General features: G+C 66.7%; 13 protein-coding genes. 9 read left to right on the forward strand and 4 right to left on the reverse strand.

Going from position 1 to position 17,162, the window contains the following annotated elements; translation table 11 throughout:
• Positions 1–110: 110 nt before the first annotated feature.
• The 9 genes from QP045_RS04410 (at position 111) to QP045_RS04450 (ending at position 10,760) form a co-directional block, all read left to right on the forward strand.
• Complete coding sequence (locus QP045_RS04410; protein WP_422513745.1) at positions 111–2,582, forward strand: glycoside hydrolase family 3 N-terminal domain-containing protein; 2,472 nt, start codon at positions 111–113, stop codon at positions 2,580–2,582.
• Positions 2,583–2,601: 19 nt separating this feature from the next.
• Positions 2,602–3,405, forward strand: coding sequence for an SGNH/GDSL hydrolase family protein (locus QP045_RS04415; protein ID WP_422513746.1), 804 nt, complete (start codon positions 2,602–2,604; stop codon positions 3,403–3,405).
• A 94-nt stretch (positions 3,406–3,499) separates the two neighbouring features.
• On the forward strand, positions 3,500–3,907 hold the full coding sequence (locus QP045_RS04420) for a hypothetical protein (RefSeq protein WP_422513747.1): 408 nt from the start codon (positions 3,500–3,502) through the stop codon (positions 3,905–3,907).
• A gap of 54 nt (positions 3,908–3,961) precedes the next feature.
• Positions 3,962–5,998: a TonB-dependent receptor gene (locus tag QP045_RS04425; RefSeq protein WP_422513748.1), complete on the forward strand. Its 2,037-nt coding sequence runs from the start codon at positions 3,962–3,964 to the stop codon at positions 5,996–5,998.
• An 11-nt stretch (positions 5,999–6,009) separates the two neighbouring features.
• Positions 6,010–7,341, forward strand: a complete 1,332-nt coding sequence (locus QP045_RS04430) for a PepSY-associated TM helix domain-containing protein (RefSeq protein WP_422513749.1) — start codon at positions 6,010–6,012, stop codon at positions 7,339–7,341.
• 137 nt (positions 7,342–7,478) lie between these two features.
• Positions 7,479–7,790, forward strand: coding sequence for a hypothetical protein (locus QP045_RS04435; protein WP_422513750.1), 312 nt, complete (start codon positions 7,479–7,481; stop codon positions 7,788–7,790).
• Positions 7,787–9,367: a PepSY-associated TM helix domain-containing protein gene (locus QP045_RS04440; protein ID WP_422513751.1), complete on the forward strand. Its 1,581-nt coding sequence runs from the start codon at positions 7,787–7,789 to the stop codon at positions 9,365–9,367. Before QP045_RS04435 ends, QP045_RS04440 begins: the two co-directional genes overlap by 4 nt.
• A complete protein-coding gene (locus tag QP045_RS04445) occupies positions 9,364–9,651 on the forward strand; it encodes a DUF3325 domain-containing protein (protein ID WP_422513752.1) in 288 nt (95 codons plus the stop codon). Before QP045_RS04440 ends, QP045_RS04445 begins: the two co-directional genes overlap by 4 nt.
• Positions 9,652–9,818: 167 nt before the next feature.
• The gene (locus QP045_RS04450) at positions 9,819–10,760 is read left to right on the forward strand and encodes a family 43 glycosylhydrolase (RefSeq protein ID WP_422513753.1); all 942 of its coding nucleotides are present in this window, start codon (positions 9,819–9,821) and stop codon (positions 10,758–10,760) included.
• A gap of 122 nt (positions 10,761–10,882) precedes the next feature.
• Here QP045_RS04450 and recA read toward each other — a convergent pair whose 3' ends face one another.
• The 4 genes from recA to QP045_RS04470 form a co-directional block, all read right to left on the reverse strand.
• Positions 10,883–11,977, reverse strand: coding sequence for a recombinase RecA (recA, locus tag QP045_RS04455; RefSeq protein WP_422513754.1), 1,095 nt, complete (start codon positions 11,975–11,977; stop codon positions 10,883–10,885).
• A 168-nt stretch (positions 11,978–12,145) separates the two neighbouring features.
• Positions 12,146–12,499 (reverse strand): response regulator, encoded by a 354-nt coding sequence (locus QP045_RS04460; RefSeq protein WP_422513755.1) that lies wholly within the window; start codon positions 12,497–12,499, stop codon positions 12,146–12,148.
• Positions 12,500–12,539: 40 nt separating this feature from the next.
• Entirely contained in the window at positions 12,540–14,933 is a 2,394-nt protein-coding gene (locus QP045_RS04465) for a response regulator (RefSeq protein ID WP_422513756.1), read from the reverse strand.
• A 94-nt stretch (positions 14,934–15,027) separates the two neighbouring features.
• The gene (locus QP045_RS04470; RefSeq protein WP_422513757.1) at positions 15,028–17,106 is read right to left on the reverse strand and encodes a M13 family metallopeptidase; all 2,079 of its coding nucleotides are present in this window, start codon (positions 17,104–17,106) and stop codon (positions 15,028–15,030) included.
• Between the last annotated feature and the right edge of the window lie 56 nt (positions 17,107–17,162).

Genomic DNA, 17,162 nt, shown 5'->3' on the forward strand with positions numbered 1-17,162 from the left:
GCCAAGCCCGCAGAAGGTATTAGACGAACTATTTTTCGAATAGCGTTACGATCGTCCACATTACGGTACGAAGAACGCAGGTCGCTAACAGGCGATATTGGGAGGGATGCATGACCAGGCTTTCGATGCTGAGCGGCCTGTTGGCGGGCGCAGCGATTTTCACAGCTCCGCTGGCGGCGCAGCAGGCGACAAGCTCTTCCGACGGCGCCCAAAGCACGGCGCATGCCGCTCGCTGGCCGGCTGCGAAGAGCCCGGACCTCATCGATCCCGCGACCGAGGCCTTTGTCACCCGGCTGATGACGCAGATGTCGCTGGAGGAAAAAGTCGGCCAGATGATCCAGGCCGACACCAGTGCGATCACGCCTGAGGATCTGCGCCGCTATCCGCTGGGCAGCATCCTGGCAGGTGGCAGCTCGCCGCCCCTGAGTGCACCGGATCGCTCGCCTGCCGGGGCCTGGGTGGCAACCACGCAAGCCTTCAGCAAGGTCGCTATGGAGAAGCGCCCCGGCCATGTCCCGATCCCACTGATGTTCGGCATCGACGCGGTGCACGGCAACAGCAATGTCGTGGGCGCGACGATCTTCCCCCACAACGTCGGTCTCGGCGCCATGCGCGATCCCGACCTGATCCGCCGCATCGGCATGGCCACGGCAGCAGAAACGGCCGCTGCCGGGTTCGACTGGGCGTTCGGCCCCACGCTGGCGGTGCCGCAGGACGACCGCTGGGGCCGCGCGTATGAGGGGTATTCGGAAGACCCGGCGGTGGTCCGATCCTACGCCGGTGCGATGGTCGAGGGCCTCCAGGGCCGCAGCAAGGCGGTAGCCAGCGGCAAGGGGCCGATCCAGGCGGGGCATGTCTCGGCCAGCGTGAAGCATTTTCTGGGCGACGGCGGCACTGCCAACGGCATCGACCAGGGCGATACGCAGGTCGACGAGGACACGCTCATCCGCATTCACAATGCCGGCTATCCGGCCGCCGTCGACGCCGGCACGATGACCGTGATGGCGTCGTTCAGCAGCTGGAACGGTTCCAAGATGCACGGCAATCGCTCGCTGCTGACCGATGTGCTGAAGGGCCGGATGGGCTTCGACGGGTTCGTCGTGGGCGACTGGAACGGGCATGGGCAGGTCGCGGGTTGCACGAACACGGACTGCGCCGCCACGTTCAACGCCGGGCTGGACATGGCGATGGCGCCGGACAGCTGGAAGGGCCTCTTCGAAACCACAGTCGCTGCGGCCAAGGACGGCCGCATCCCGATGTCGCGGCTCGACGACGCCGTCCGCCGCATCCTGCGGGTGAAAGCGAAGCTAGGCCTGTTCGACCCCGCCCGCCCCTATGAAGCGCGTCCGCAGGTGATGGGATCCCCCGAGCACCGCGCGATCGCCCGCGAAGCGGTGGCCAAGAGCCTCGTCCTGCTCAAGAACTCCGGCGTCCTGCCCATCAAGGCGAGCGCCAACGTCCTCGTCGCGGGTGATGCCGCCGACGATATCGGGCGCCAGTCCGGTGGCTGGACGCTGAGCTGGCAGGGTGACGGCAACACCAATGCCGATTTCCCGAACGGCCAGTCCATCTTCTCGGGCATCGCCCAGGCGATGAAGGCGAGCGGCGGCACGGCAACGCTCAGCCCCGACGGCAGCTTCACGAAGAAGCCCGACGTGGCGATCGTGGTGTTCGGCGAGATGCCCTATGCCGAAATGCGCGGCGACGTTCGCACGCTGGAATTCCAGCCGGGTGACAAGCAGTCGCTCGAACTGCTCAAGAAGCTGAAGGCGGCCGGCGTGCCGACCGTTTCGGTCTTCCTGTCCGGCCGGCCGATGTGGGTGAACCCGGAGATCAACCAGTCGGATGCGTTTGTCGCCGCATGGTTTCCCGGAAGCGAGGGTGGCGGTGTCGCCGATGTGCTGATCGGGGATGCGAGCGGCCGCCCGCGCCGGGACTTCACCGGCAAGCTCTCCTTCAGCTGGCCCAAGACGGCGGGGCAGTTCACGCTCAACAAGGGTGCGCCCAACTACGACCCACTGTTCCCCTTCGGCTATGGTCTTTCCTACGCGCAGCGGACGAGCGTGCCGCGGCTGTCCGAAGTCGCAGGGGTGGATGCGAGCCTCGGCAACACCAGCCTCTATTTCGCGCGCGGTCAGGTGCCGGCACCGTTCAAGCTTGCAGCGGACGCGGCCGTAAAGGTGACGCCGGTGGACGGTCCGCAGACCCAGGAAGGCGCTCACCAGTTCGCCTGGAGCGGCACCAGGCCAGCCACCGTGCGGATCACCGGCGGCGAGCTGGACCTGACGCGGGAGACCAACGCCGACCTGCTGCTGCAGATGAACTACCGCGTGACCAACGCCGCGACCGGGCCGGTGACGCTCTCCTTCGGAGGCGGCCGGATCAACGGGTCGACCTTGTTCACGCCAGCCGGCTCCGAATGGCGCACGGCCCGCATCCCGCTCAAGTGCTTCCGCGACAAGGGAGCGGACGTCGCCAAGGTCAGCGAAGTCTTCGCGGTCACCGCGACGGCACCGCTCACCTTCGCGATCGGCGACCTGCGCCTCGTCACCGATCCCGCCAACGCCGTGTGCCCGAACTGAGATGGCGGAGAAAATGCGAATGCACGCTTCTTGCCGCCTGGTTCTCCTGCCCCTGCTGCTCGCGGGGGCAGCGAACTCTGCCTCTGCTCAGGTAAAACTGCCGGGCGACCCCTACGCCAGTGACGCAGTCGGCATCGTCACTGACCCCTGCCCCGTGCATCCCGCGCCGACGGACGATGCCGCGCGGACCATGGCCAAGCTGCACCAGGTGACGCGCGACTGGGCGCAGCTCTGCCGCTATCACCGCGACAATGCCGCGTTGCGAGGCCAGCCGGTGAGCGTCGTCTTCATGGGCGACAGCATCACCGACGGGTGGATCAAGGACGACCCGGACTTCTTCAAGGACGGGCGCGTCGACCGCGGCATCAGCGGCCAGACCACACCGCAGATGCTCCTCCGCTTCCGCGAGGACGTCATCGCCCTGAAGCCAAAAGCCGTGCACATCATGGTCGGCACCAACGACATCGCGGGCAACACCGGCGCCGCCACGATGGCGATGGTGCAGGGGTACATCCAGAGCATGGCGGAACTGGCGCGCGCCAATGGCATCAAGGTGATGCTGGCGTCGGTGCCGCCAGCCGCTTCCTTCCCCTGGAGCCCGGACAAGCGCCCTGCGCCGCAGATCGCCGAGATGAACGCCTGGCTGAAGCGGTATGCCGCAGCGAACGGGTTCACCTTTGTCGACTACCACCCCGCCCTCGCTACTGCGGAGGGTGCGATGAAGCCCGGGATGGCGACGGACGGGGTTCACCCGACACCGGCAGGCTATGCGGCGATGCGGCCCGTCGCCCTGGCCGCGATCCGAAAGACGCTCGGCAAGTAGCGGCTCCCGCACCTGCGCGCGTGACTCGGGCCGAGCCGGGGGGTACGGCAGCAGCGTGACAGCGCTCCGCCGCCATCTCCTGGCTCATTGCCGATTGGCTGGCTGGCTGATCGCGGCGGCGCTGCTGATGCGGATCGTCATCCCGACCGGCTATATGCTGGTCGAGGCCCCCACCGGGGGCATCACCTTCGCGATGTGCTCGGGCTATGGGCCCGTCGAGCCGGTCGTGGCGGAACATGCCATGCACCATGGCGACGCGGACGCGCATGGCTCGCACAGCGCGAGCAAGCCGGATCACGGCGGGCATGACGAATCGACCAGGGAAATGCCGTGCGCCTTTGCCGGTGCTGCCACCGCCTCCCTTGCGGCGGTCGACCCTGTGCTGCTCGCGGCCGCGCTGTTCTTCATCGTGGCGGCGGCGTTCCGCCTGCCGCTGCGCCTACCGCTCGCCACAGCCCCTTTCCTGCGCCCACCGCTGCGAGGACCACCCGCAACTTTCTGATCCACCCGTCTCTTTCAGGGCGCGTGCCCTCGCGCGCCGGATCAGGATTTTTCGATGCATCTTCTACAGACCGCCGCCTGTGCGGCGCTGGTCGTCGCGGGCTGTCCCGCGGCGGCGCAATCCGTTAATCCGCCGCCGCCACCACCACAGCGCGGCTCCGACACCAGCCTCACCGTGGGCGAGGTGGTGGTTACCGGCAACCGGCTCGCGCGCTCCGCGGGAGAGGTTGTAACCTCGGTCGACGTGCTGGGCGGCGACCTTGCCCAGCGGCAGAGCGTCGACAACAGCTGGGAGCTGTTCGCGCGCCTGCCCGGCGTCACCCTCACCGATTTCAGTCAGGGGAACACATCGGGCCGCTTCTCTGTCCGCGGCTTCAATGGCGAGGGCGAGATCAACGCCGTCAAGCTGCTGATCGACGGCATCCCTAGCAATGCCAACGACGGCGGGATGGTCTTCATCGACGCCGTGATGCCGCTCGACATCGCGGCGGTGGAACTGGTCCGCGGCACGTCCGACCCCCGCTACGGGCTCCACAATATCGCCGGCAACGCGAACATCCTCACTCGGATCGGTGGCACCTATCTCGACGCGCGGGTACTTGCGGGCGCGTTCGGCACCTATGAGGGCCAGGTCTCAGCCGGGTATGAGCGCGGCGGGTTCAGCCAGAATTACTTCGTCGGCATCCGCAACACCGATGGGTTCCGCGACCATTCCGACCTCCGGCGACGCAACCTCGCCGGGAAGTGGTTCTATGACTTCGGGTCTGCGCAGCTCGGTGCGATCGCCCGATACGCGACGTCCCGTGCGCAGGAACCGGGTTATCTGACCGCCGCGGACAATGCCGCGGATCGTTCGGCTTCCTACGCCATTTCGGAAACGGACGGCGGCAAGCGCCGGCTGGGCCAGTACAGCCTGCACCTGGATGCGGAAGTCGCCCCGGAACTGACGGTCGGGGCGAAGGGCTATGTCACGACACAATATGACGATCGCTATGTGCGGTTTTCCGCAGGCGTCGCGCAGCAGCGGAGGCTGACCGACGAAACCCAGGTCGGCGCACTGCTGGCCGTACAGTACCGGCCCCGGGTCTCGTTCCTCCACCGGCTCCTGATCGAAGCGGGTGGCGACGTGCAGGTCCAGGATAACCAGAGCCGCCGCTGGCTGACGGAGCGGCGCGCGACCATTCGCCAGACGCGTGACCAGGCGTTCGACCTCACTGTATACGGCGGCTACCTCCAGGCAGTCGTGGAGCCGACTGCCTGGCTGAAGATCACACCGGCGTGGCGGGTTGATCGCGTGTCCGGGGATCTCAACGATCCCCTCAACGGCGCCCGCTACGCGGTCAACGACTATGGCACGATCAGCCAGCCAAAGCTCAGTGTGGCAGCGACGCCGATTGCGGGGCTTACGGCCTATGCGAACTATGGCCGCACCTTCCAGATCGGCGCCGGATCGGGCGCGTACAAGGTCCCGCCCCGCACGACGGAACTCGCGCCCTCGATCAACACCGGCTGGGAAGCGGGGGTGAAATATACCCGCGGCAACTGGCTGGAGGGTCGCATCGCACTCTGGCGGCAGACCGCCACCGGCGAGATCAAGCGGCGGCTCAACGATCCCAGCGGAGACTTCGACAACCTGGGCGAGACGCGCCGCCAGGGCGTCGACGTCCAGATCAACGCCCGGCCGATGGACGGCGTAAGCCTGTGGGGCGCCTATTCCTACCAGCACGCGCGGATCACCACGCCCGATCCTTCGACGCCTGCACAGGCCGGTAATCGGATCGACCATGTGCCGCAGAACCTGTTCTCCGGTGGGATCGACGTGGTGCCCGCCGAACGATGGCGGGTGTCATTGTGGGGGAACGGCCAGTCCGCCTATGAGCTGACCACCGCCAACGACCGTGGCCGCTTCGGCGACTATGTGGTCGTGACCGGCGAGTTGGCGTTCGAGCTGGCGCCGGCGATCGAGCTTTCTGCGCAGCTGAAGAATATCGGCAACGCGCGGTACGAATATGTGTGGTGGGACGGCAGCGAGTTGCTCCACGCGCCAGCGGACCCGCGCGCCGTCTACGGCGCCGTGCGAGTGCGGCTGTGAAGGTGGGTCGCGTGGCACCGGGTGTTCCCCGCCCCGCCGCCCTCTATCGCGCAGTATGGCGTTGGCATTTCTATGCGGGGCTGCTGGTGCTGCCCTTCCTCTGCTGGTTGGCGATCACGGGCGGCCTGTACCTCTACAAGCCGGAGCTGGAGCGGCTGGTGTATCCCGGGATGGTCCTGGTCGAGCCGGCGCAATCCTCGCTTCCCCTGTCGACGATCGTCGAGAAGGTCGAAGAGGCCACCGGCGCAAAGGTCACCGCGATCGATCGCCCTGCCGATCGGGACCGCAGCTGGCAGCTGCTGATCACGAGCGCCGATGGTCAGGCGCACACCGCCTGGGTTGATCCATATCGCGGCCGGGTACTCGCCGTCACGCGTCCTGGCGGCGTATTCCAGACGGTCCGCGATCTCCATAGCCTGATCCTGACCGGCCCGGTCGGCAACAGATTGATCGAGGCGGTGGGTGGCTGGGCGATCCTGCTGGTCGTCACCGGCCTCTATCTTTGGTGGCCACGCGGAGGCAGTCCGGTGATCGGCGTGCGCGGGAGAGCAGGCAGCCGCCTCTTCTGGCGCGATCTTCATGCCTCCATCGGGATCGTCGCGGGCACTGTGGTGCTGTTCCTCGCGATCACGGGCATGCCCTGGACCGGCGTCTGGGGCGCCACTCTCAGGACCGCGATCGCCAGTAACGGCCTCGGGCGACCGGAGCCGCCGAAGGCCTCTGCGGTCGCGGTGCCGGGGCACGGCGGCCACACCGGGCACGATATGGCGGAGAAGCTGCCTTGGACTCTTCAGGGTCGGCCGACACCGCATGGCCAACGGGGCGACATCGGCATCGACCGGGCGGCGGCGCTTGCCGACCAACACGGCATGGCGGCACCCTGGGTGCTGGGACTGCCGGCGTCGCCAGGGGAGCCCTACCTCTTCTCCAAGTCGATCACGCGCGCGCAGGAGGGCCGCGCGCTCTACCTCGACGCGGGGAGCGGGCGGGTGCTGCAGGACGCGCGCTTTGCCGATTTCGGCGCGGGGGCGAAGGTCGTGGAATGGGGCATCGCCACCCACAAGGGTGAGCAATATGGCGAGCCGAACCGGCTCCTGATGCTGTTCGGGTGCATCTCGGTCGTGCTGCTTTCGATCAGCGCGGCGGTGATGTGGTGGAAGCGGCGAACACCCGGCACGCTTTCTGCGCCGCCACGAAATCCCAACAACGCCGCCGATCGAACGGTCCTGATCATGATGTTGGCTGCGGGACTGGTGTTTCCGCTCACTGGCCTGACGATGCTGCTCGCGCTCGCGTGCGAGACTTTTTTGAGAATCACTCGCACCAAGTCTTTACAGATGTAGCGGGTTGTTTATTGAGAACCACACGCAATAGCGGAGTGGGGAGTAACCGTGACGAAGCCATTGGCCTGCCATAGGGCAGCATGCGCTGACATGCTCGCGGTCCCTCCCCAACCGCTGGGCCCGCGAGTGCGCCGCCCGTGACCGCCTCCCTATCCAAGCAGAAGGCCGGCGGTTTCTCGGCCGGCCTCGCCGCTCGCATTCTTGCCGCTACCATCGGCAATTACGTCGTCACCTCCCTCGCGATGGCGCTGCTCGCTCGCATCTGGCCGATCGCGCCGGAGCAGGCGAGCATGGCGTCGACGCTGTTGTCGTTCGCGATCTTTCCTGTGCTGGCAATGACCGCTTTTGCCGTGCGGTCTCCCTGGCGGCTGTGGGCGTGGCTGATCACCGCGACGGTGCTTCTGAGTGGCGCCCTGTGGCTGTCGCTCGCGTCGGGAGGGCGGCTGTGAAGGACGGCTTCCGCCAGTGCATGGCCTGGCTGCATACCTGGACCGGCTTGCTGTTCGGCTGGCTGCTCTTCGCGGTCTTCGCCACCGGGACCGCCGCCTATTTCCAGGACGAGATCACGCGCTGGATGCGACCGGAGGTGACCGGTCGCCCGTCCACGCTTCAGTCCGCCGAAGGTGCGGTTCGCTGGCTGAGCAAGGAAGCCGGGGACGCGCGGAGCTGGTACATCACCCTGCCCAGCGCACGCGGTGCCGAGACAACCGTGTACTGGGTCCCGGGCGAAAAGGCAGAAGGTCCGCGCAAGGGCGGCGGCCGGCGTCGGCAGGACACCCAGGCCGTGCTCGACGGCGACGGGCACAAGGTTGCGGCACGCGACACCCGGGGCGGCTTCTTTCTCTACCGCTTCCACTTCGACCTTCATTACATGCCGGTATATTGGGCGCGCTACCTCGTCGGCATCGCCGCGATGTTCATGCTGATCGCGATCCTCTCCGGCATGGTCACCCATAAAAAGATCTTCGTCGATTTCTTCCTGCTGCGCTTCGGCAAGGGGCAACGCAGCTGGCTCGACGCGCATAATGTCACCGCGGTGACGGCGCTGCCGTTCCACCTGATGATCACCTACACGGGCCTGGTGACGCTGGCGGTCATGTACATGCCCTGGGGCATCGCCGCGAACTATGCGGAGCCGACCACCTATTACCAGCAGCTGCGCGGCGACCTGCCGCCGGTCGAGCGGGCCGGGGTCGCTGCGCCCCTGGCCCCCATCGCGCCGATGGTCGCAGAAGCGCGGCGGCGGTGGAACGGCGCGGATGTGGGTGTGGTCACGGTGGCGAATCCGGGCGACAGCACCGCGGCCGTGACCCTGATCCGGTCGATGGGCAGCGCGATCGGTACGCGCGGACCCTCCGTCACCTTTGAGGGAGCGACGGGCAAGTTCGTATCGGCCAGTCCCGTTCAGGGCATCGCAGCCGCGACCGAAAGCGTGATGATCGGCCTGCACGCTGGCCGCTTCGCCGAGGTCGGCCTGCGCTGGTTCTACTTCCTGTCGGGCGTGGGCGGCACGATCATGGTCGCCAGCGGCCTTGTACTGTGGACCGTAAAGCGGCGGGCGAAGCTGCCCGACCCCGCCCGTCCCCACCTCGGCTTCCGCCTGGTGGAGCGCCTCAACATCGCCGCGATCGGCGGTCTGATGGCAGGGATGGCGGCATATTTCCTCGCCAACCGGCTGTTGCCGCTGCAGATGGCCAACCGCGCCGACTGGGAGATCCACTGCATGTTCATCGTGTGGGGCGCCTCGCTGGTATGGGCGATCGCCCGCCCGGCGCGACGGGCATGGGTTGAGGTTCTGACGGTTGGCGCCGTCCTCTACGCCCTCGTCCCCGTCGTGAACGCGGTGACGACGCCGCATAATCCGATCACCAGCCTGGCTGCCGGCGACTGGCTGTTCCCCAGCTTCGACTTGGTGATGCTGGTGACTGCGGCAGCGCTCGCCTGGAGCGCCCGCAAGGTCCACCGCTACACGCCCAAGCAAGCGCCGGAGCGCGCCCGAGAGGCGAAGGAGCTCGCGCTCGCATGATCGACTTGCTGCTCTTCGTCGTGGCTGCGCTGAGCTTCAGCGCGCTGATGCACGGCCAGCCGCGGCACCAGGGACCACTGTTGCACCGCATGTTGCCGCCGCAAACCAGCCGCGGTCTGCGCGTGGCGGGATGGGTCGGGCTGGCACTCGGCTATGCGCTGGCCGTCGTGGCGCTTGGCTGGGGCTATGGCACGATCACCGCCCTGGGTGCCGCCACCTTGGGGGCGCTGGCTGCCGTCCTGCATCTGGCGTTCCGAACCCAGTCCCGCCGCCACGTCCGCTGAGGGGCTACCCTTCCGCGGAAGCGTCCTGGGGGTTCTTGCCACCGCCTTCGATCCAGAGGTCGATCTGCTGCCGGAGGACAGGCCACCAAAGTGCCCGGCCCGCCGCAGCGTTCGAGTTCAGCCGCCGTCCCTTGCGCGCGTCCCTGTTCACCCGCCAAACTGGCTCGATGACAGAAAGGAAGCGCGAACCCCGACCCTTGGCGCCGTTTGGGGCGGCGGTGGGGTTGCTCCTGGCGAGTGCAGGGGTCGCACAGGAGGTACCGTCGGTATTTGCCGGTGCCGACCCCTCGGCGTTGGTCACGGCTGGTCGGATGTGGATCTACCCGACCGGCGGCGACGGGCTCCATGCCTGGACATCGACGGACCGCCGCGCGTGGACGAAGCATCCGCTCCTTCGTCTGGCGGACATCCGCTGGGCGGAATGCGACGGTGCGCCGGTGCATTTCCTTTGGGCGCCCGACATGGTCGCCGTGCGGGGGCGCTATTATCTCTATTATTCGGTGGGTCCACAGAACCCGACGCCGAGCCGGATCGGCGTTGCCCTGTGCACCTCCCCTGCCGGCCCCTGCACCGACAGCGGGAAGCCGCTGCTCACCGGCGGACGGGGCTTCGAAGCGATCGATCCGAGGGTTTTCGTCGACCGCAAATCCGGCCGACGGCTGTTGTATGCAGGCGGCAGCGCAGGCGCAAAGCTGCGGGTGTTCGAACTCACGCCAGACATGGTGACGATCGCCCGTGAAATCGCCGTGGATCAGCCACCCAACTTCACCGAAGGCGTGTTCATGCACGAGCGCGGTGGGGTCTATTATCTGTCGTACAGCCACGGAAGCTGGAACCGGGCCGACTATACGGTCCACTACGCGACCGCGCCCTCACCCACCGGGCCGTGGCACTACCGCGGCACGATCCTGAAGGCGGATGCCAAGTACAAGGGGCCAGGCCACCACAGCTTTGTCCGCGATCCCAAGACCGGCGAATGGCTGATCGTCTATCATCGTTGGGAAGGACAAAGCGGGGACGGACCCTATCGCGGAGAACGCCGCGTGGCGATCCAGCCGATCCGCTATGATGCCAAGGGGCTGATAGAGCCGGTCCGAATGACGGACTGATACCCCACCCCCACGCGACCCCAGATGAAATCCGCACAGGGATCTGCAGACCGCAACCGCCCAGAACGAGAAAGGCCCGCCGGCGGATGCCAGCGGGCCTTCTTCATTCCAGAGGATTTCGATCAGAGATCGTCGCCGTCGTCCTCGGCGTCGGGCCCGGTCATCATTTCCTCGGCGACCTTTTCGGTACGGGCGCGGATCGCGCGCTCAAGGCGCTCGCGAAGCTCGTCGTTTTCCTTGAGGAAGGTCTTGGCGTTCTCACGACCCTGGCCGATGCGGACCGAGTCATAGCTGAACCAGGCGCCAGCCTTTTCTACCAGCCCGGCCTTTACGCCCAGGTCGAGGATTTCGCCGATCTTGGAGATGCCCTCGCCATACATGATGTCGAACTCGACCTGCTTGAACGGCGGGGCGACCTTGTTCTTCACGACCTTTACGCGCGTGGCGTTGCCGATGATGTCGTCCCGATCCTTGATCTGGCCGGTGCGGCGGATGTCGAGACGCACGGAAGCATAGAACTTCAGTGCGTTGCCGCCGGTCGTCGTCTCCGGGTTGCCGTACATCACGCCGATTTTCATCCGCAGCTGGTTGATGAAGATCACCATGCACCGCGAACGGCTGATCGAGCCGGTCAGCTTGCGCAGCGACTGCGACATCAGGCGCGCCTGAAGGCCGACGTGGCTATCGCCCATCTCGCCCTCGATTTCGGCACGCGGCACCAGTGCCGCCACCGAGTCCACGACCAGCACGTCAATCGCATTGGACCGCACCAGCGTGTCGACGATCTCCAGCGCCTGCTCGCCGGTGTCCGGCTGCGACACGATCAACTCATCGATGTTGACGCCCAGCTTCTTGGCATAGACCGGGTCCAGCGCATGCTCGGCATCGACGAATGCCGCCGTGCCGCCGCCCTTCTGCGCTTCTGCAATGACATGCAGCGCAAGCGTCGTCTTGCCCGAGCTTTCCGGACCATAGACTTCGATCACGCGGCCGCGCGGCAGGCCGCCGACGCCCAGCGCGATGTCGAGGCCGAGCGAACCGGTCGAGATCGCCTCGACCTGCATCGCTTCCTTCTGGCCCAGCTTCATCGCCGAACCCTTGCCGAATGCGCGATCGATCTGCGCGAGCGCTGCGTCGAGCGCCTTCTGCCGCTCGCCCGCCGCCTTATCGTTGGTCGCTGCCATCTTGCCGTCGATCACCTTGAGGTTTGCCGCCATTCGTGGCCTCCATCGCTAGAGCAACCGCGCGAGCCGTTCAACGCGTTGTTCGCCATGTATCCGATATGTTCCGCGGGAACAAGAGGCGAACTTGCACGAGAACGGGACACTGCTGCGCCCGCCCGCTTCACTAACCCTGCAATGAAAGCCGAGACCGCGCGTGCCGGATCAGCCGAGTTCGGCGAGCGCCTTTTCTACGCCGTCCATGGTGAACGGCTTGGCCAGCACCGGCCGGCTGCGATGCCGCGGCTCGACCGCGTCGCCGGACCCGCCGGTGGCAAGCACGAACGGGATGTCGGCAGCCTCGAGCGCGTCGGCGATCGGCCAGCTTTTCTCTCCGCCCCGCAGGTTCACGTCCAGGATAGCGGCATCGATTCCGCCGTCCTCGATTCGCGCAAGCGCATCCGCCACGCAATCGGCAGAGCCGGCGACGGACTTCCCGAGGATATCGAGGAAGTCCTCGAGCATCATCGCAATAAGGGGCTCGTCCTCGACAATGAGGACCCGCTGTGGAGCTGTCATGTACGCGCGTCTAAGCAGATGCGCGCGCCCGCGCCAAGCGTCATTTCGTTGCCAGAACATCGCGCGCTGCTTCGCCGAGTTGCTGCACGGAGAACGGCTTGGGCAGGAACGCGACATTGCCAAGGTCGATGGACCGACGGAGCTGTTCTTCGGCATAGCCGGACATGAACAGGATCGGGAGATCCGGATAGATGCGCCGCACCTGCCGCGCCATCGTCGGCCCGTCCATCGCCGGCATCACCACGTCGGAGATGAGCAGGTCGATCTGCGGGCGATCGGCCAGCAGGTCGAGGGCGACTTCGCCATTCTCCGCGGTCAGCACCTTATACCCCTGGCGTGTCAGCGCGCGCTCCGCGACCGAGCGGACCATGTCCTCGTCCTCGACCAGCAGGATCGTACCCGTGCCCCAGATGTCGCCCGGCCGTTCACGACGTGCCGGCACGGCCAGCGGCGCCGCCGCGATCGCAGGTGCGGCGTGGACCGGCAGGTAGATGGTGAAGGACGTACCCTGCCCCACCGCGGAGTCGGCAAAGATATATCCGCCCGACTGCTTGATGATGCCATAGACGGTGGAGAGGCCGAGGCCGGTCCCCTTGCCGACTTCCTTGGTGGTGAAGAACGGCTCGAAGATCTTTGGCAGCACCTCCGGCGCAATGCCCGTCCCCGTATCGGTGATGCGCACGGCGGTATAATCGCCCACCGGCAACACCTCATTCTCCATGGCGCGCACCTCGGCGGCACCGACCGACAGCGTCTCGATGATCAGGCGACCCCGCCCGTTCGGGTTCTTGGCCACCATCGCATCGCGCGCATTGACCGCGAGGTTCACGACGACCTGTTCGAGCTGGCCCGGGTCGGCGCGCACCGGCCCCAGGTTGCGGCCGTGGCGCACCACCAGTTCGACCGCTTCGCCCAGCAGGCGCTTCAGCAGGTTGGATACCTCGGAAATGACGTCCGGCAGCTGCAGGACCTGGGGACGCAAGGTCTGCTGGCGCGAGAAAGCGAGCAACTGCCGCGTCAGGCTGGCCGCGCGATTGGAGTTGGCGCGGATCTGCTGGATGTCGTCATAGTCGCTGTCGCCCGGCGTGTGGCGCATCAGCATAAGATCACAATGGCCGATAATAGCGGTTAGTATGTTGTTGAAATCATGGGCCACGCCACCTGCCAGCTGACCCACGGCCTGCATCTTGGTGGCCTGTGCGACCTGCCGCTTGAGCCGTGATTCCTCGCCCGTATCCTTGAGGGTCAGCAACACCGCGGCGTCGCCCAGCCCGCGGCCGCCGCCGATGGTGAGGGCAATCGGCTCGTCCGGGTGGCTGATCAATCGCACCGCCATGTCGGACGCATGCTGCGCGCCGCTGGCAAAGCGGCGGATGGCGTCGGCAAGCGCGCCCTTGTCCTCGCGCACCACCAGATCCCCCGGATAGAGCGGCGGCGCGTTCGTGTTGACGCCGGTCGCTCGTGCAAAGGCGTGGTTCATGTGCAGGAAGCGCCCGTCGCGATCGACCAGCGCCATGCCGACGGGCAGCAGCGAAACAAGCGCGCGCACATGCCCGGCCGCCCCCCCGGCGATCGGCTGCGCGGTATCGGTCGCTTCCTCGTCCAGGAGCACGACGAGCATGGGAGCGCCTTCGTCGGCGAGGAAGGGCACCTGCAGCAGGCGCAGGGGATTGCCGGCGTCGCCCTCGCGTTCGAAGCGGATGCGCCCCTCGCCATCGGTCGTGAGCAGGCGCGCGAAGTCGCGGCCGACGACGGAGCCTTCCTCATGCCCCATCGCACGCGCGCGTAGGACCCGGTTGGCGGCGCGAATGCGGCCGTCGGACCCGAGCAATGCCGCCATGATCCCGGCCCCGCCCAGGCGATCGCCATGCGGGCCAACCAACCACTGCTCTGCCTCGACGGAAGCAGTGGCAGGGCCACCGCCGAAGAACCGCCATACCAGGGTGCCGTCGCCCACCTTTTCGATCGCCGCTTCGAGCATGTTGCCGTCGGTGCGGACCCAGGTGGAAGCGCGGCCGTCGCGCCATGCCGCGCGACCTGCCGCCGCCAGCTGGGCGCCGCCCTCGCCTTCTAATGGCAGACCCGGCGGCGTTGGATAGCCCCCGAAGCGCTCGGCAAACCGCTCGTTCGCGCAAACCAGCTGGCCGGCGCGGTCGGTCACCGCAAGCGCATCCTCGCTCGCTTCGGCAAGAGCATGCGCCAACGCCCAGTCGGCAGGCGGTGCCTCGACCTGCGGGGGCGCGGAAAAGCGGAACCAGGCGAACACCGCAACCGGGATCAGCAGCGCAAATGCCAGGAAGCCAGCCGCGACCAGGGGCTCGCCCACCATCTTGAGGACGAGGAGCGCCGAAATCAGCCCGACGCCGAGCGCGACGAGGAACGGGAGACGGTCGACCTTGGCGGGACTGTCGTTGGCGGTGGGAACGCTGGCCATCGCGGCGTTGTTGGGCGCGACGCCGGGCAGCGTCAAGCGGCCTGCCGGCAGGCCGCCGCGCGCCACCGGTTACGTAGCGCGCGGCGGGTATGGATCACCAGATGCGAACGCGCGCGTCGGGTGCCAGGTACAGCTTGTTGGTCGGTGCCGGCTTGAAGCCGTCGTACCAGGGGTCGAGGTTCCGCACGACCCAGGCGCGCTGCTGCGACGGCGAGTGCGGATCCGTCAGCAGCCGCTGACGCAGGTTCGCCTCGCGGTAGCTGCGACGCCACACCTGCGCCCACCCGAGGTAGAAGCGCTGCTCGCCGGTGTACCCGTCGACGACCTTGTCCGGCTTGCCGCCGAGCGCATGCTGATAGGCGTCCCAGGCAACCGTCAGGCCGGCCAGATCGGCGATGTTCTCGCCAAGGGTGAGCGCACCCTTCACATGCAGGCCCGGCAGCGGCTCATACGCGTCATACTGGCGAACCAGCGCGGCGGTGCGCTCGTCGAACCGCTTGACGTCCTCCGGCGTCCACCAGTCGGTCAGGCTCCCGTTTGCGTCGTACTTGCGTCCCTGATCGTCGAAATGGTGGCTAATTTCGTGACCGATCACGGCACCGATGCCGCCATAGTTCACGGCCGAATCCGCGTTGGGATCGAAGAACGGCGGCTGAAGGATCGCGGCGGGGAACACGATCTCGTTCATGACGGGGTTCGCGTATGCGTTCACCGTCATCGGGGTCATGTACCATTCCCACTTCTGGATCGGCTTACCCAGCTTCGAGAGATTGTCGGCGCGTGCCCAGTTGGCGGCGCGCATCGCGTTGCCCAGCGCATCGCCGGCGCGGATCTCAAGCGCGGAATAATCCTTCCACTTGTCGGGATAGCCGATCTTGGGCGTGAAGGCGGCGAGCTTTGCGCGGGCCTTTACCTTGGTTTCCGGCGCCATCCACTCGAGCTGGTCGAGCCGGCGGCCCATCGCGTCGATGACGTTGCGGACCAGATCATCCGCAGCCGCCTTCGCTTCGGGCGGGAAATATTTGGCGACATAGAGCTGGCTGACGTCGTCCGCGAGCGCGTCGCTGGTGAAGTCGACCGCTCGCTTCCACCGCTCCTGCTGCTCCGGCGTGCCCGACAGCGTCGTTCCGTAGAACGCGAAGTTCTCACGGTCTAACGGCGCCGGGAGGACATTGGCGTACTCGTCGAGCGAGCGAACGAGCATCTGGTCCTTCAGGACCGAGAGCGGTGCCGACGAAATCGCCTTGGCAATGCCGGCAACCGCGCTCGGCTGCGCTACGATCACCGAGTCAACATTCGCGCCCAAGGTCTTGAAATAGGTCGCGAAGTCAAAGCCGGGCGCCTGCTTCTGCAGCTGCGCCAGTGTCATCTTGTTGTAGGTCTTGTCCGCGTTGCGGCTTTCCACGCGGGTCCAGTGGGCCTTCGCGATCGCGGTTTCATACGCGAGGATCGCGGCAGCACGGGCCTGGGCATTGGGCTCACCGGCAAGGGTGAACATCTTGGCGATATGCGCGACATAGGCATTGCGCATTTCGACCATCTTCGGGTCGTTCGAGAGGTAATAGTCACGATCCGGCAGACCCAGGCCCGACTGGCTCAGGTTCATCGCATAGACGTCCGGACGCTTGTCGTCGGGCCCGACATAGCCGCCGAAGGGGCCGGAAATCCCGTTCCGCGATGCCTCGGCCGCAAGCGCGGCATAGCCCGTCTTTGCGGACAGGCCCTTGATCTTGCCGAGCCACGGCTGGAACGGCGCGAGGCCCTTGCTGTCGATCGTCGCCTGATCGAGATAGGTCGCATAGGCGACGCCCATCTTCGAATTCGGGTCCGCACGTACCCCGTCCAGGATTTCGCGGGTGCGGGTGCGGGACAGGTCCTCCAGCACGGTGAACATGCCGAAGTTCGCCTTGTCGGCCGGGATCGGCGTGTTCTTCGTCCACGTGTCGTTCGCAAAGCCGTAGAAGTCGTCGCCCGGTGCGATCGAGCGATCCATGCCCGCCTCGTCGAAGCCGAAGCTGCCGATCTGCGGCTGGGCGGTGCTGGCCGCGGCGGTCGTGCCGCCAGGCTGCGTCTGTTCAGCGACGGCCGCGGTGTCGGCGGCGCCGGTGGTGGCGCACGCGCCGAGCAGCGCAGAGCCGGCGAGCAGAGTGGATAACAGAAGCGAACGCCGCATTGTGAGTCCTTCAAACAGAATGGGATATGATTGTCTTAACCGGCAGGAAACGCCCG

Source organism: Sphingomonas sp. 3-13AW (assembly GCF_049311085.1).
Taxonomy (GTDB): Bacteria; Pseudomonadota; Alphaproteobacteria; order Sphingomonadales; family Sphingomonadaceae; genus Sphingomonas.

Coding starts and splice junctions, on each gene's coding strand:
- QP045_RS04465 (WP_422513756.1), bottom strand. CDS start 14,933: ATGGCCAGCGTTCCCACCGCCAACGACAGTCCCGCCAAGGTCGACCGT.
- QP045_RS04450 (WP_422513753.1), top strand. CDS start 9,819: ATGACAGAAAGGAAGCGCGAACCCCGACCCTTGGCGCCGTTTGGGGCG.
- QP045_RS04445 (WP_422513752.1), top strand. CDS start 9,364: ATGATCGACTTGCTGCTCTTCGTCGTGGCTGCGCTGAGCTTCAGCGCG.
- QP045_RS04410 (WP_422513745.1), top strand. CDS start 111: ATGACCAGGCTTTCGATGCTGAGCGGCCTGTTGGCGGGCGCAGCGATT.
- QP045_RS04470 (WP_422513757.1), bottom strand. CDS start 17,106: ATGCGGCGTTCGCTTCTGTTATCCACTCTGCTCGCCGGCTCTGCGCTG.
- QP045_RS04415 (WP_422513746.1), top strand. CDS start 2,602: ATGCACGCTTCTTGCCGCCTGGTTCTCCTGCCCCTGCTGCTCGCGGGG.
- QP045_RS04460 (WP_422513755.1), bottom strand. CDS start 12,499: ATGACAGCTCCACAGCGGGTCCTCATTGTCGAGGACGAGCCCCTTATT.
- QP045_RS04425 (WP_422513748.1), top strand. CDS start 3,962: ATGCATCTTCTACAGACCGCCGCCTGTGCGGCGCTGGTCGTCGCGGGC.
- recA (WP_422513754.1), bottom strand. CDS start 11,977: ATGGCGGCAAACCTCAAGGTGATCGACGGCAAGATGGCAGCGACCAAC.